Source organism: Paenibacillus oryziterrae (genome assembly GCF_042610485.1).
In the GTDB taxonomy this organism is placed as follows: Bacteria; Bacillota; Bacilli; order Paenibacillales; family Paenibacillaceae; genus Paenibacillus_AQ.
This window is the reverse complement of the sequence record NZ_JBGJZO010000010.1, coordinates 122,485-137,983: the sequence shown is the minus strand read 5'-3', so window position 1 is coordinate 137,983 and position 15,499 is coordinate 122,485. Positions and strand designations below refer to the sequence as shown.

Sequence of the window (15,499 nt, the reverse complement as noted above, 5' to 3'; positions counted from 1 at the left end):
AGTTAGCCGCAGGGCTGCCCTCAGACGGAGAAATCCGCCTGGGGACAGCCCTGTATTTGTGTCCATTATGAGACTCCCAACAAAATAATATTGCAACCGTTTTCAGTTTAAAGGTAGGATGAGTATTGAGGTGAATGAAGGATGGATAAAAAATGGCTGTCCCTGGTGGCTGTATTATTCGGGCTGCTGGCTTATCTGTTTATTGGTTTTGCCCATCAGTCCAGTAAGATGGGGAATATTGTACAGGAGCTGCGTGGACATTCCGGGAATACCGGCCACCGTTATCATATTGTGCTTATTGAACAGGAACGATACCATCCTTACTGGGAAATGGTTGAGAAAGGTGCGAAAGAAGCTGCTGAGAAATACGGAATAGACATGGAATTCGCAGGTCCGGTGCGTAATAACATCGACGAACAGATTAATCTGCTGGAAAAAGCGATTGCTGCACGAGTGGATGCCATCATCGTTCAAGGGCTGAACGAAGAAAGATTCACGCCCATTATCGATAAGGCCGTGACCCGCGGAATACCTGTGGTGACGATTGATACGGATGCTCCTTCCAGCAAACGGCTGGCCTACGTGGGGACTGATAATTTGGCTGCAGGAGAGCGGCTGGGAAGATTAGTCGTGCAGACATCCGGGGCTACCGGGAACATCGGTGTGATTATTGGCAGTGATGTGGCTGAGAATCAGCTTCAACGTCTGGATGGATTGAAGAATATCGTGAAGCAGTACAACGGGTTGCATATTGTGGATGTGCGCAGCTCCAACATTTCGCATATGGAAGCGATCCAGCAAGCGGCTGACATGCTGCGTCTCCATCCGGAGATCAACATCATGGTGGGTACAAGTTCCACCGATGCGCTGGGCGTTCTGCAGGCGGCCAAAAGCCTTAAACGAGGGCCGCTCACCATCATAGGTTTTGACAATCAGGCGGACATGCTTGCGGCGATCGGTAGAGGCGAGATTAAGGCTACTGTAGCCCAGCAGCCCTTTCTAATGGGAGAGATGGCTGTAAGGCTGCTGAATGAGCATTTTCAAGGGCAAGTCCTTAATCCGGAATATTATACAGAGGTAAAAGTGCTTGACCAGAGCAACGCCCGGGAAGGAGAGAGTTTATGAGTATCCGCAGAAAATTGCTGCTCGGCATCCCGCTGCTTGTGCTGCTGATGAGCTCGGTCTCCTTCTTTCTGTTCGAAAGCGGTAAGAATGTGCAGGAAAGCTACCACCTGATGATGAACCGGATTCTGCTGTACAAGGAAGTCTCCTATGAGGTCGGTGAAAATATGCGCTCGATGAACCGGTTCATCATGCAGGTGGACGAGGACAGCTTCCCGGAGGTGGAGAAGCACTTGAAGGCAGTCCGTGAGCTACGCCGGGAGCTGGATGGCCTGGAGACGATTGGCGGGACGGATCTTCCTCTGGTGAATTACCGGAATATCATTGATACCTTTCTGGAGCAGGCGGACCGGATGATTGCCGATATCGATGACCAGGATTCCAATACGATGGCAGGGGCCTATATTGAAGCTGAGCAGACCGAACGCTTTATCCGGGAAGAGGCCCAGGCGCTGGTCGATATCGAGCTGGAACAGTACAAGCCGATCTACCAGGAGATTATGGCTACTACAGAGAAGCTGAACCGGCTGGGCACACTTCTGGTTGTGACCGTTGCCGTTCTTAGTATTCTGCTGGCAGTGTGGCTATCGGGCAGTATTACCGGGCCTATCCGCCGCCTTGTCGCCACAGCCAAGCAAATATCGAAAGGCAGAATGGACACTAAGGCGCCGGAGAGCATTAATAACGACGAGATCAGCATTCTGTGTAGAGCCTTTAACGGGATGATCGACAATATCCAGAGCTTGATGGCTGAGAATATCAAAAGCCTGGAGAAAGACCGTCTCGTCAAGGAGCTGGAGCTGAAGATGCTGCAAAGTCAGATTAATCCGCACTTTCTGTTCAACACACTGAATTCCATCGCCAAGCTGGCCTATCTCGAAGGGGCGGCGAGAACCAGCGATCTTACGGTTTCTGTCTCGCGGCTGCTCAGATATAATCTGCAAAAGCTGGATCAGGCCGTACCTCTGCGTGAGGAAGTGGCGCATGTTACGGAGTACATCAATATACAGAAAGCGCGGTTCCGTGACCGGATCTCCTTCGTCATGGATATTGATGAACGGGCGCTTGACGGGATGATCCCCTGCCTGACCCTTCAACCAATTCTGGAAAATGCGTTCGTTCACGGCATTGAGCAGCTGGAGGAAGGGGCTGTACTACAGCTGAGCATCGGATACCGCGGTGATACGATAGAGATTGAGATCAGAGATAATGGAGCGGGTATGTCCCGGGAGACCGTGATGGTGCTGCTGGAGTCGTTCCGGGAAGACACTCCCCGCTTCGCGGGCAAGGGTCAATCGACAGGACTTGGAACACATAATGTATTTAAAAGGCTGCATTTATTTTTTGATGGTGAACAGGCCATTGAGATTGAAAGCACGGAAGGCAAAGGGACGGCGGTATTGTTTAGGCTTCCGTACCACACCGTCCATCAAATATCAGGATAATCGGGGGAATACCAATGTACAGCTTGCTGATTGCGGATGATGAAGCGCTGGAACGTGAAGGGTTGGAGCTGATGATCCGGCATATCCTTCCGGATACCTTTACTTTTATGCATGCGGAGAACGGGCGGAAGGCGATTCAAATTGCTGAGGAGGAGCGGCCGGATTTCATCTTCATGGATATCAAAATGCCGGGAATCCAGGGTCTCGAGGCAGTGCGGCAAATATCCGGAAAGCATCCTTCAGCTAAGATCGTTATGATCACAGCGCATGATTATTTCTCCTATGCCAAGGAAGGTCTGGCGCTTGGGGTGCGTGATTATTTGCTCAAGCCAGCCCGGCGTGATGAAGTGCACGACGTCCTTAAGGTGCTTATTGCCGAGAAGGAAGAAGAACGGCGGCAACGGAACGAACGTCTGGAGATGCAGGAGAAGCTGGCCCAGCTTCTGCCGCTGGCGGAGAACGAGCTATCGCTGATGCTGATGCTGGAAAGCGTCCAGGAGGTGGAGCTTTCGCAGCTTGCCGGACTGCTTGATCTGCAGTGGAGCAAGGGTTATGCGTTGGTAATATCTTTTGCGGGGAGCTCTATCAAGAAATGGGAAGAGCTTCAACTGGTCAAACGTGAGATCTATGAATCTGTCAAGCATTTCGCCAAACCGGGTCTTGGCTGTATCGCCGGCCCCGTGGTAGGGCATCAGATGGCGCTCTTTATTCCGCTACCGCCGGGAAGACCGGGCTACTCCCAACGGGTCAACTCCCTCGATTGGGGCGAACGTCTGCGGCTGTTTGTAGAGGAGCGGTTCCAGTTGCCGATTTCAGTGGGTATTGGTTCGGTCCGAGAAGGCTGGGACGGGATGAGCCGTTCGTACAAAGAGGCTGTCAGGGCTTGTGCGGATGAGCATGAAATGGCCGGCGTCCGGCATTATGATGATATTATACAAAGCTCAGGCCAAACCATGATCTCTTTGGATGAGGAGAAGAAGCTGCTCGATGCGCTGCTGCGGCACAATAAACAAGAGACTGCGGAACGTTTTGATGTCCTCTATACGCAGCTGGAGTCAGGGAATCAAACATTCACCAGTCTGCGCGGAGAGGTCATTGGACTCTTGCTGTTCCTGTCCCGCGGCATTCAGTCGGGAGAAGGAGCTGAGCTGATTACAAGCCTGAACCTTCTGGGAGACCCGGAGTCACTGAGAAACGCAGCCCAGGCGAGACTGGAGTCCATGATTGACGGGCTGAAGGAGGAGCGGGAGCAGAGCCGTTCCCATGTCATGAAGCGGGCACTGCTCTACATCGGCCAGAAATACAAGGAAGAACTCTCCATGGAACAAAGCGCGGAATATGTGAATTTGAGTCCCCACTATTTCAGTAAATTGTTCAAACAGCATGCCGGAGAGACCTTTATTGATTATGTCACCCGGCTGAGGATGAACGAAGCGAAGCTGCTGATCGCCGAGGAACGCCTGAGTCTCAAAGAGATCTGCTACGAGGTAGGGTATAAAGATCCGAATTATTTCAGCCGGGTGTTCAAAAAAGCAACAGGCGTGACCCCCAGCGAATACCGGCAGCAGCTGGAGAAGCAAAGTCCTTGTTAACCGACAAGGACTTTTTTGTGTTTAATGACCAATTCGTCCTGTGAAAAACCCGGTTATGAGTTTCATTACAAGAAGCGGCAATGTAGTGCGGTCAGAGAACAAGGAAATGCAGGCAATGGGCACCCTGAAGCTCATCACCTCATGTTAAGCTTTGTTTGTAAGCGCAATCAATTCATCTTAACTGGGGAAAAGGGGCGAAGAAAGAGTGAGAAAATACGGAAATGTAATTCGTCTGGGAATGGCAGCATTGCTGCTGACATCAACGCTTGCAGGCTGTAGCGTAGTATCGAACGGTAACAGCAACAGCGCAAAGAACTCGGAATCAACGGGTGCTAAAGATGGAGACAAGAAAATTGTGATCGGGATGTCCATGGATACGCTGAAGGAAGAACGCTGGCAGAAAGACCGCGATATTTTCACAGCTAAAGTGGAAGAACTCGGCGGCGAAGTTAAGGTACTGGCTGCAAACGGTGATGATGCTACACAAATGAGCCAGGCGGAGCAGTTAATCTCTCAGGGTGTAGATGTGCTAGTCGTTATCGCCCACAATGCGGAAGCCACCGCCCCGATCGTAGAGAAAGCCCATAAAGAAGGCATCAAGGTCATTGCTTATGACCGGCTGATTAACAATGCCGATGTCGATTATTATATTTCTTTCGATAATGTGCGTGTCGGTGAATTCCAAGCCCAGGCCGTAATCGAAAAAGCACCAAAGGGCAACATCGTCTACATTGGTGGTGCTGACACGGACAACAATGCTCACATGTTCAAAGAAGGTGCTATGAACATTCTGAAGCCGCTTGAAGAGAAAGGCGACATCAAGATTGTCTACGATCAGTTCTCCAAGGACTGGAAGCCTGAAGAAGCGCTGAAGAACATGGAGAATGCCCTGACTGCGAACAACAATGATGTTCAAGGTGTAGTTGCTGCGAACGATGGTACTGCAGGCGGTTCGATTCAAGCGTTGACTGCACAAGGCATGGCTGGAAAAATTCCAGTATCCGGACAAGATGCTGACCTCGCTGCCGTACAGCGCATCGCGGAAGGAACCCAGCTGATGACGGTCTACAAACCGATTAATGCCATTGCAACTAAGGCTGCTGAAATGGCCGTTGCTGCTGCTAAAGGCGAAACTATTTCGACCGAAAAAACCGTTAACAACGGTAAAATTGATGTTCCGTCCGTATTGCTAGATCCTATGGCTGTGAACAAGGATAACCTGGATATTCTGATCAAAGACGGCTTCCATAAGCTTGAGGATGTGTACAAAAACGTTCCGAAGGACCAATGGCCGAAACAATAAACCGGTCAGTATGGCGGACGGGGAATCCCGGAGGATTCCCCGCTTCGCCGATTTAAAGGCCAGGAGGGAAGCGGAAATCATGCATGTATTGGAAATGGTAGATATCAGCAAGGAGTTTCCGGGTGTGAAGGCACTGGATCATGTAAGCTTTAAGGTTCGCCAGGGAGAAATTCATGCCTTGTGCGGAGAGAATGGCGCCGGTAAATCCACACTGATGAAAGTACTGAGCGGATTGTATCCGGCAGGCACATACAGCGGTGAAATCGTCATCGGCGGCGAAAATAAGCAGTTTCATAAAATTACAGACGCGGAAAAGGCCGGAATTGCCATTATCCATCAGGAGCTGGCGCTTGTTAAGGAAATGACGGTAGGCGAGAACATCTTTCTGGGAGCTGAACCCCGCAAGAGAGGCGTAATCCAGTGGGATGAGCTCTATCATAATGCCTCTGTCTGGCTGAAAAAAGTTGGCCTGAAAATTTCCCCGGATGTTAAAATCGGCAATCTCGGTATCGGCCAGCAGCAGCTGGTGGAAATTGCCAAGGCTTTATCAAAGCATACTAAAATTCTTATTCTGGATGAGCCGACAGCCGCTTTGACTGAAAGTGAAGTTGCCATTCTGATGGGCATTTTAAATCAGCTTCGCAGTGAAGGCGTGTCTTGTGTTTATATTTCGCATAAAATGCCGGAGGTCTTTGCGCTTGCAGATTCCATCACTGTTCTGCGGGATGGACGTACTGTAGCAACTCTCGACCGGAAGGATACAGATGACGACAAGGTCGTGTCCCTCATGGTAGGCCGTGAGCTTACCGAGCGTTATCCGCGGGTTCCGCATACGCCGGGTGAGGCTGTGCTGGAGGTCAGTAATTACAATGTGTGGCATCCTGAGAAGCGTATGCACAAAGTCATCCGAGATATTAACTTTTCAGTTCGTAAAGGTGAAATTCTGGGCATCGCCGGGCTTATGGGCGCGGGACGCACAGAGCTGGTCAGCAGCCTGTTTGGAGCTTACGGCGGCCGGGCGGAAGGTGAAGTCCGCATTGAAGGGAAGCCGGTCCGGATCCGCTCTGTTGCAGATGCGATTCAGGCGGGTATTGCCCTGGTAAGCGAAGACCGCAAGCGGCAAGGACTTGTGATGGGGATGGACGTCAAACGGAACACAACGATGGCTGCAATGGGCAAAATTTCTAAGCTTGGTGTGATCAATGAGAACGAAGAGATTAAATGGGGACGCCGGTACGTGCAGGATCTGAAGACGAAAACGGCTTCGCTGGAAACGTTGGTCGGCACACTATCAGGGGGGAACCAGCAGAAGGTCGTCATCGGTAAATGGCTCATGTCCGATCCGAAAATTCTGATTATGGACGAACCTACCCGTGGCATCGACGTTGGGGCGAAATATGAGATATATAACTTAATGAATCAGCTGGTAGAGCAGGGCGTAGCCATTATTATGATCTCCTCGGAGCTGCCGGAGGTACTCGGGATGAGCGATCGGATTCTGGTTATGAGTGAGGGATCGTTCGTGCGCGAATTCACATGGCAAGAGGCAACCCAAGAAAATATTATGCTAGCCGCTACAGGAGGGAAATAATTATGCAGCTTCAAAAGGAACTTCAAGAACAAGGGAATATCCCTGCTGCGCGGACATCGCTGTGGAGCAGCCTGTTCGGCAAAATGGACGTGCGTGCGTATACAATGGTAGGCGCTTTAATATTAATCTGGGTACTGTTCGGCTTTCTGAGTCCGACCTTTCTGACTTCCCGGAATCTATCCAACCTCTTTACACAAATGTCGGTGACCTCGATCCTTGCCATCGGCATGGTCCTGGTTATCGTAGCCGGACATATTGACCTTTCCGTAGGTTCGATCGTGGGCCTTACCGGAGGGATCGCAGCCATTCTCAGCAACTGGCTGGAGCTCCCGGCGATTATCGTTATTGTGGGAACACTGGCTGCGGGTGCTGTACTTGGTCTGCTTCAGGGCTGGCTGGTTGCTTATAAAATGATTCCCGCCTTTATCGTTACACTCGGGGGCATGATGGTATTCCGCGGGGTACTGATGGGTGTAACCGAGTCGATGACAATTCCGGTATCTGACCCTGTGATTGCGCTGCTGGGTAACGCGTATTTCGCGCAGGCCTTTGGTATCATTCTTGGTGTACTGGCCGTTGCTCTGCTTCTCTGGACTTCCTTCAGCAAGCGCCGCTCCCGGCTGAAATACGGCTTCGAGGTAGCGCCGCTGGCCGTAGATATCGTGAAGGTTGCCGTTCTGGCGCTGCTAGTTGTCACATTTATCATGGTTATGAACAATTATAAAGGTATTCCGTTTCCGATTATCTTCGTTATCGTTCTTGCGGCAATCTTCTATTTCCTCTCTACCAAAACAACGTTCGGGCGTCATATTTATGCCATTGGCGGCAACATTGAAGCTGCCCGTCTTTCCGGGATTAACATCAAACGCAAAACGATGCTGATCTTCGTGCTCAGCGGACTGCTCGCTTCCATTGCTTCGATTGTTCTGACCTCACGTCTGGCCTCTGCTACCATTACTGCCGGCAACATGGCAGAGATGGATGCCATCGCAGCCTGCGTCATCGGCGGTACGTCGTTGATGGGCGGAGCCGGAACGGTAATCGGCGCTTTGATTGGGGCCTTGGTCATGACCTCGCTGGACAACGGTATGTCTCTGATGGGTCTGGAATCCTTCTGGCAGTATGTTGTTAAAGGTTCCATCCTCGTCATCGCGGTATGGCTGGATATTTCGAACCGCAGCAAAGGGCTGAAATAATAGAGTTGAAATGAACCATCCGATATTAAACAAACAGCCGGCAGTTGGGATCATCCCAACTGCCGGCTGTTTGTCTATGAATAGGTTATTTCATTATTCCACGATGATCTTAGCCACCATGCTGCTGTGTCCCGAGCCGCACATGATGGCGCAGGTCATTTCGTAGGTTCCCGCTTCCTCAGGTACAATCACCTGGGAATTATCTTTACGTGTTAGCTGGAGCTTGAATTCAGGAATCAGAACACCGTGGTTGCCGCTTTCATTCTCAAAAACAATCTTAACGGGCACGCCCTTCTTCAAATGGTATTCCTGCTGGTCAAAGCTGTAGTTGGTTGCTTTTATTACGAGTTCAGCTTCTGGTGTGATCTCCGGATCGGTGATACCGGCGTTCGTTCCGGCGTTGCCATTGCTTCCCGCGTTACCTCCGCAGGCTGAGAGAATGAGAACAAATACGGTACAGAATAGTATTGCGAATATTTTTTTCATCTTCATCCTCCTTCACATTGTGCTGATCATACAGTAAAGTGAAATGTGACAATTCAGTTAACACTATACCTCATAAATAATAGGGCTGACCCGGCAGATTATGAAATATTGGTGAAGAAATAAATGATGCACAAGTAGTTCAAATTCATTATAATTAGAGCTATTATATTTTGGTGAAAAAGTAGGGGACCCACTTGATCTTAACTAGCGATACGCTGAACACGGAAATATGGCACCGGAGAATTTTGAACGGGTACTGGGTCCTTGTGGCTTTTTTTCTGGTTTTTGAGGTGTTATTTGTACTGGGGCTTCACCATCGTGAAATGGACCACAACTTGCTATTTGATAAAAAGTACTTATTCTCTGCTTCTAATCTTCTGATCCTCTTCGGCATGTTCTCAACGGAGTTATGGCTGCGGTTTAAAAAGAAATACCACAAGCAGGCGGTTGTATGCTGCGGGTTCTTGGTATCCTATATGATGTGCTTTGTGATTGAACCGTTTGTGGACGGAGCGCAAATGACACTTTTGATGCCAATCATGGTCGCGCTTATTTATTTTGACCGCATATTGCTGTACATTATGGGATTATTCAGTTTGTTTTTTTATGCCGGGATTTATTTCACCCTGGAACGTGTTCTATTGCACAAGCCGCTGCTAGAGTTCCTGATCATTGAGTGTGTGTTCGTCGTATTTGTTGTGATGACTCAGGCCGTAATTCTCCGCGCACGGGAGGCTCGGGAGCATCTGGAGCAACTGACCAAGTCTGAGCAGGGGCTTATGGTGGAGCGGGCTATTTCAGATAAGCTTTTGAAGATTGATGCCCTTACAGGACTGTATAATCATAAAACCTTTCATGAGTACCTGGATCTGCTGCTGGAGCAGGGAGAGAGCAATGGTCTGCGATTGCAGATTGCTATTCTGGATATTGACAATTTCAAGCGGGTTAACGATACATACGGACATTGGGTGGGTGATCTCGTACTGAAAGAGGTTGCGGCGACAATCAGCCCGATGATCGGGGCGAATGATTTCGCGGCGCGTTATGGCGGTGAGGAATTTGCAATTATCTTTACAGATAAAAGCCTGACAGAGGCTTATATGTGTGCAGAGGAGCTCAGGACAAGCATTGAACGAATGGAGCATTCGTATGCAGGGGAGAAACCCGTCACGGTCAGTACAGGGTTATGTAACTACGAGCCGGGTATGGGCAAAGAAACGTTGTTCCGCAAAGCGGATGATGCGCTGTATACTGCTAAAAAAAATGGCAAAAACACTGTCGTTACCGCTTTGACCTCCCGTGGAGAAGCTCAAGTTATTTCCTGTGGTTAACAAGACAAAGGCCCTTGCCTTCGGGAAATCCGAAGCAGCAAGGGCCTTTACTTTCGGATCATACCGCAACCAGTTATTTTGCGGCTTCAAAAGGTGTTGAGACAGGCAGGAAGAGATCGATGATCCCGATAACCAGAGCGGCCAGAAGGGCTCCAAGGATGGATACGCTGACCCCTGACACAATAAATTGGGCAATCCAGATGACAAGGGCACTGACCAGGAAGCCGACAATCCCACGGCCAAACGGTGTTGCTTTTTTACCGAAGATTCCCTCCACCACCCAGCCCAGCAGAGCAATCACAAGGGCCAGGAGCAGTGCGCTTCCAAAGCCGCCGACCGTAAACTGCGGAACGATCCAGCCAACAACCATAAGTACGATTGCCGCTACAATAAAGCGGACTACATGACCTAAGAATCTCACTGAAATAACCTCCTTTAGTCAAGTATGTGCAGTTGTTATTGTAGCCGGAATACCGATCGATTATTATTCTGGACAATATATAATAACTGAGCATATTACCTGTTATTTGAAGTGATTAAGGCTTGGGGGATCCAAATAGCGAAAAACGGACAAATTCGGTATAATGGTTTCATCTATGAAGGGAGCTGGACAGTAATTGGACGACAAAATTTTGCATACGCTTGAATATCGCAAGATTTTAAATAAATTGATGCAGTATACTCAAACCCCGATGGGACGGGAACGGGCCGAAACACTTAGACCTTCTGCAGATTTCGAGGGAGTCAAGAAACTTCTGCAGGCAACGGATGAAGGAGCGACTGTGGACCGTCTGAAAGGCATCCCATCCTTTAGTGGTGTCACCGATGTGGGAGCGGCCCTGAAACGGGCTTCCATCGGCGGAATCTTGAGTACACAGGAGCTTCTGGCAGTCGGCAATACGATCGGCGGTGGGAGAAGAGTGAAGCGTTTTGTGGCGGCGCTGCATGATGAGGAGAAGATCGAAATTCTGTTCGCGTTAAGTGACCTGGTCTCTGAGCAGAAACATGTCGAGGACGCCATTCGTGCCTGTATCGACGAGAATGCGGATATCATGGATTCGGCAAGCCCGGAGCTTGCTGCTATCCGCCGCGAGCTGCGGACAGGGGAAGCACGTATCCGCGAGAAGCTGGACTCCATGATCCGTTCCACCTCTGTGGCTAAGATGCTGCAGGATCAGCTGGTAACGATTCGCGGAGACCGGTTCGTAATACCCGTTAAAGCGGAATACCGTGCACATTTCGGCGGTATCGTTCATGACCAGTCTGGCTCTGGAGCAACGCTGTTTATCGAGCCGGAATCCATCGTCAATATGAATAATAAACTTCGCGAAACGCGGCTGCGGGAAGAACGGGAAATTGAAATTATCCTTCACAGGCTGACAGCGCTTGTGGGCGATATTGCCGAAGAAATGAAATACGATCTCGATATTCTGGGTGAATTGGATTTCATCTTTGCCAAAGCACGGCTTGCCAGAGATATGAAAGCTTCTCAGCCCCGGATGAATGACCGAGGTTATCTGAAGCTGCGCAAAGGACGGCATCCGCTGATTGCCACTGAACAGGTCGTTCCACTCGATGTAGAACTGGGGAATCAATACAGCTCTATTATCGTGACTGGACCGAATACCGGAGGTAAGACGGTTACACTCAAGACCATTGGCCTGCTAAGCTTAATGTCGATGTCCGGATTATTCATACCGGCAGAGGAAGGCAGCCAGATGTGCGTATTTGATGCTATTTACGCCGATATCGGTGACGAACAAAGCATAGAGCAAAGCTTAAGTACTTTCTCCTCGCATATGACCAATATTATCTCCATCCTAAAGAAAATGACGCCCAAAAGCCTTATTTTGCTGGATGAAGTGGGTGCAGGTACTGATCCTGCGGAAGGATCTGCACTGGCGATCGCCATACTCGAGCATATTCACCGCATTGAGTGCCGGATGGTTGCTACCACTCATTACAGCGAGCTGAAGGCTTACGCTTATGAACGCAAAGGCGTCATTAACGCTAGCATGGAGTTTGATGTTCAATCCTTAAGCCCGACTTACCGACTGCTCATCGGCGTTCCCGGACGGAGTAACGCGTTCGCCATTGCCGAGCGTCTTGGATTGCCTGGAGCGATCCTTGAGCATGCCCGCGGAGAAGTTAAGGAAGAGGACATGCGTGTAGAGCATATGATTGCTTCCCTGGAAGAGAACAGGCTGACCGCCGAAGTTGAGCGTGAGAAAGCTGAGGGTTTACGGCGTGAAACCGAAGAGCTGCGCAACAGGCAACAGAAGGAGATCGAGAAGCTGGAGAGCCAGCGCGACAAACGGCTGGAGAAAGCGGAGAAGGATGCTGCCGCTATTCTCGACAAGGCGCGTAAGGAAGCCGAAGAGATTATCAGGGATCTTCGTCAGCTCGCCTTGGAGGAAGGTGCCTCCGTTAAGGAGCATAAGCTCATCGAAGCCCGACGGAGACTGGATGAAGCGGCTCCCGAGCAGCGCAAGAAAGAAGTCTCACGTACAGCGGCGAAACCTCCGCGGGAAATTCAGCCTGGTGATGAGGTCATGGTATACAGCCTGAACCAAAAAGGGCATGTGGTTGAACTCAGCGGCGGTAAGGAAGCTCTCGTCCAGCTCGGCATTATGAAGATGAAGGTACGCATGGATGATTTGGAGTTATTGAAACCGGCGAAACCTGCGGCTCTTGAGTCCATACGTCACGCGACTACCGTGAAACGGACCCGGGACGAGAATATCCGCAGCGAGCTGGATCTTCGGGGCGCTAACCTTGAGGAAGCCATTATGGCGACTGACCGGTTTATTGATGAAGCATTCCTCGGCAATCTGGGTCAAATCTATATTATTCATGGTAAAGGTACTGGGATATTGCGCTCCGGCATCCAGGATTATCTGCGCAAGCACCGGTATATCAAAAGCTACCGGCTTGGAAATTACAATGAAGGCGGAGCAGGCGTAACGGTAGCAGAGCTGCAGTAGCGCTCTTTCTGTCCGGCGGAAAGAAGGGGAAATGTTATGCAAGACAGTATTGATCAGTGGCTGGCTTATCCGCTGGGGTCTCTGCTAGGTTATTTTGCTGTGGCTGTTTTGGGGCTGGTTGTATTTTTGTCCTTTTTTGAATTGGTCACCAAATATAATTGCTGGGAAGAGATCCGCAAAGGCAATTTGGCGGCTGCCATGGCAACGGGCGGGAAAATATTCGGAATCTGCAACATACTGCGGTTCAGTATTGAATCCGGAGTCTCCATTTACGAAACGATGAAATGGTCGGTTGTAGGTTTTTTGCTGCTGCTGCTTGCTTATTTCCTCTTCGAATTTCTCACGCCCGTCTTCTCTATTGACGATGAGATTGCTGCAGACAATCGTGCAGTTGGAATGACCGCTATGCTTATTTCGGTCTCACTTTCATATGTTATAGGTGCCGCTATCCTTTAGGAGGAATTCATGAAGATTTTGATCCGCGTCCTGTTTATATTCGCTATCGCTTTTATAGGTGCCGGTATTATTTATTTAACGTTGAACTAAATTATTGTAAGACAAGAAGGAGAACATGATGATGGAAACGACAGTATGTCCTTGGTGTGATACGGAAATTGTATGGGATGAAGAATTTGGGCCGGAAGATACCTGTCCACATTGTAATAATGAGCTGAAGGGGTACCGTACGGTCAACATCAGTATGGATAATCTGGAGGATGAAGCTGTTGAGTTCGATGAACCCGTGCAAGAGACGGCGGATGCTGAGAATTTATGGGACGATGATGATGTCAGCGTAGTGCCGATCTATAACACTCTTGAGCAGTATCGGGATGAATATGATCTGAGTAGTTATGATGCCAATGTATCGGCTATTCTTACGGAGCAGGAGGAAGCGCCGGAATGTCCTCAATGCCATGAGCTGCTGCTGCTGTCTGGTACCCAGGAGATCAGTGCCTTTCATCCGCAAACCCCGGAAGCCCTGGGCGGTCCGGTCCTGAAGGCTCCGTTCTCCCTGAACGTATATGTATGTCCTTCCTGCTTCCATGTGCAGCAGAGCCTCGCGAGAGAAGACCGGCTTCAACTGGTTCGCAATTTAAGCAGCCGGAACTAACCGGACCAAACGTGCGAACCCATGCTCCAGTCCATTGATAGGATTCTCTTTGTCAGGGCATGTTAAGCAAGTGCATGTTACTTGGACAAAGGGGGATATCATGAAAGGCTCTCAGAAGGGACAAGCTTTGCTGCTGCTCGCAGCAAACGGGTTGTTTGTGCTGGCAAGCGCGTTGTCGGGCACTTTTCTGAACGTATACCTGTGGAAAAGCCGCCAGGATTACCTTATGATCGGCTGGTTCACGCTGGCGCAGCAGCTTGCGCTCGGCCTCAGCTTCTGGATCGCCGGTAAGTGGGTGAAAGAGCATAACAAAATGAATGCCCTGCGGCTAGGAATAGCCGTATCGGGCCTTTTTTATATGGCGGTATTATTTCTTCAAAAGAACGCTGTACATTATATTTGGCCGCTGGGAATCATGCTCGGAATCGCATCCGGGCTGTTCTGGCTGGCGTTTAATATTGTATATTTTGAAATTACGGATGCCGGGAACCGGGACCATTACAACGGATGGATGGGTCTGCTCGGTTCGCTTACCGGGATTGCCGGTCCGGTGGTGTCGGGGTGGATTCTGTCAGGAATGCCGGGAAGCCGTGGATACCGCGTTATTTTTATACTTTCTCTTAGCGTTTATGGGGGTGCAGCAGTCCTAAGTTTTTTTCTGCGAAAACGTAAAAGTCCGGGTGTCTACCGCTGGCTTGAACCATGGGCGCAGTTGAAGATGAAACGGGGACACTGGCGGAAGGCTTCCGCAGGCCTATTCATGCAAGGTCTGAGAGAAGGCGTATTCTCGTTTCTGCTGGGACTTCTTGTATACATAGCTGCCCGCGAAGAAAGCCGGCTTGCACAATATATCTGGATCACTTCGGCGGTATCACTTCTCAGCTACTGGGCTGCCGGCAAATGGTTAAAACCAAAATATCGTTCGGCCGGGATGCTTACGGGCAGCATATTGCTGGTAGCTGTCATTACACCTCTCCTGTGGAAGGTCAATTATGGCACCTTGCTCATTATGGGTATCGGCACATCGCTCTTTATTCCGTTATACATGCTGCCGATGGTTTCAGCGAGTTTTGACCTGATGGGGGAAAGCGACGAAAGCGCAGATAAACGTGTAGAGCTTGTAGTTCTGCGTGAGCTCAGTTTAATGACAGGCAGAATCACAGGTACGCTTATTTTTATTGCCGTGCTTTCATTCAGCCGCACACCGCTTACGATTACCTTATTAATGCTGGGATTAGGGGCTGCGCCGCTTGGGGGATGGTTCTTTATGCGCCGGCTTTTACTTGACAACAAGAAGAAACAACCGCAGCATTAAAAGGGCTAAAGCATAGGGAACAA

At 49.9% G+C, this 15,499-nt stretch carries 13 protein-coding genes; 11 read left to right on the top strand and 2 right to left on the bottom strand.

Annotation, left to right across the window (positions count from 1 at the left end):
* Window positions 1-141: 141 nt before the first annotated feature.
* The 6 genes from ACAN55_RS13170 to ACAN55_RS13145 all read left to right on the top strand — a co-directional run bounded on the left by ACAN55_RS13170 (window position 142) and on the right by ACAN55_RS13145 (window position 8,249).
* Complete coding sequence (locus ACAN55_RS13170) at window positions 142-1,125, top strand: sugar-binding protein (protein ID WP_379133214.1); 984 nt, start codon at window positions 142-144, stop codon at window positions 1,123-1,125.
* Window positions 1,122-2,567, top strand: coding sequence for a sensor histidine kinase (locus tag ACAN55_RS13165; RefSeq protein WP_379133211.1), 1,446 nt, complete (start codon window positions 1,122-1,124; stop codon window positions 2,565-2,567). The genes ACAN55_RS13170 and ACAN55_RS13165 overlap by 4 nt, the downstream gene beginning before the upstream one ends.
* A 14-nt stretch (window positions 2,568-2,581) precedes the next feature.
* On the top strand, window positions 2,582-4,159 hold the full coding sequence (locus ACAN55_RS13160; protein ID WP_379133208.1) for a helix-turn-helix domain-containing protein: 1,578 nt from the start codon (window positions 2,582-2,584) through the stop codon (window positions 4,157-4,159).
* Window positions 4,160-4,397: 238 nt separating this feature from the next.
* The gene (gene xylF / locus ACAN55_RS13155; RefSeq protein ID WP_379133306.1) at window positions 4,398-5,462 is read left to right on the top strand and encodes a D-xylose ABC transporter substrate-binding protein; all 1,065 of its coding nucleotides are present in this window, start codon (window positions 4,398-4,400) and stop codon (window positions 5,460-5,462) included.
* A gap of 79 nt (window positions 5,463-5,541) precedes the next feature.
* The gene (locus ACAN55_RS13150; protein WP_379133205.1) at window positions 5,542-7,053 is read left to right on the top strand and encodes a xylose ABC transporter ATP-binding protein; all 1,512 of its coding nucleotides are present in this window, start codon (window positions 5,542-5,544) and stop codon (window positions 7,051-7,053) included.
* A 2-nt stretch (window positions 7,054-7,055) separates the two neighbouring features.
* The gene (locus tag ACAN55_RS13145) at window positions 7,056-8,249 is read left to right on the top strand and encodes a sugar ABC transporter permease (protein ID WP_379133203.1); all 1,194 of its coding nucleotides are present in this window, start codon (window positions 7,056-7,058) and stop codon (window positions 8,247-8,249) included.
* Between the two features lie 93 nt (window positions 8,250-8,342).
* Here ACAN55_RS13145 and ACAN55_RS13140 read toward each other — a convergent pair whose 3' ends face one another.
* Window positions 8,343-8,735 (bottom strand): cytochrome C oxidase subunit II, encoded by a 393-nt coding sequence (locus ACAN55_RS13140; RefSeq protein WP_379133200.1) that lies wholly within the window; start codon window positions 8,733-8,735, stop codon window positions 8,343-8,345.
* A gap of 194 nt (window positions 8,736-8,929) precedes the next feature.
* On the opposite strand from ACAN55_RS13140, the gene ACAN55_RS13135 reads away from it, so the two are divergent.
* Complete coding sequence (locus tag ACAN55_RS13135) at window positions 8,930-10,066, top strand: GGDEF domain-containing protein (protein ID WP_379133197.1); 1,137 nt, start codon at window positions 8,930-8,932, stop codon at window positions 10,064-10,066.
* Between the two features lie 73 nt (window positions 10,067-10,139).
* Here ACAN55_RS13135 and ACAN55_RS13130 read toward each other — a convergent pair whose 3' ends face one another.
* On the bottom strand, window positions 10,140-10,487 hold the full coding sequence (locus tag ACAN55_RS13130; RefSeq protein WP_379133194.1) for a phage holin family protein: 348 nt from the start codon (window positions 10,485-10,487) through the stop codon (window positions 10,140-10,142).
* A gap of 196 nt (window positions 10,488-10,683) precedes the next feature.
* Here ACAN55_RS13130 and ACAN55_RS13125 point away from each other — a divergent pair, with 196 nt between their 5' ends.
* The 4 genes from ACAN55_RS13125 to ACAN55_RS13110 all read left to right on the top strand — a co-directional run bounded on the left by ACAN55_RS13125 (window position 10,684) and on the right by ACAN55_RS13110 (window position 15,476).
* Entirely contained in the window at window positions 10,684-13,050 is a 2,367-nt protein-coding gene (locus ACAN55_RS13125; protein ID WP_379133191.1) for an endonuclease MutS2, read from the top strand.
* Between the two features lie 36 nt (window positions 13,051-13,086).
* Complete coding sequence (locus tag ACAN55_RS13120; protein WP_379133189.1) at window positions 13,087-13,506, top strand: DUF350 domain-containing protein; 420 nt, start codon at window positions 13,087-13,089, stop codon at window positions 13,504-13,506.
* A gap of 121 nt (window positions 13,507-13,627) precedes the next feature.
* The gene (locus ACAN55_RS13115; RefSeq protein ID WP_379133186.1) at window positions 13,628-14,161 is read left to right on the top strand and encodes a hypothetical protein; all 534 of its coding nucleotides are present in this window, start codon (window positions 13,628-13,630) and stop codon (window positions 14,159-14,161) included.
* Between the two features lie 100 nt (window positions 14,162-14,261).
* A complete protein-coding gene (locus ACAN55_RS13110; protein WP_379133183.1) occupies window positions 14,262-15,476 on the top strand; it encodes an MFS transporter in 1,215 nt (404 codons plus the stop codon).
* The last annotated feature ends 23 nt before the right edge of the window (window positions 15,477-15,499 follow it).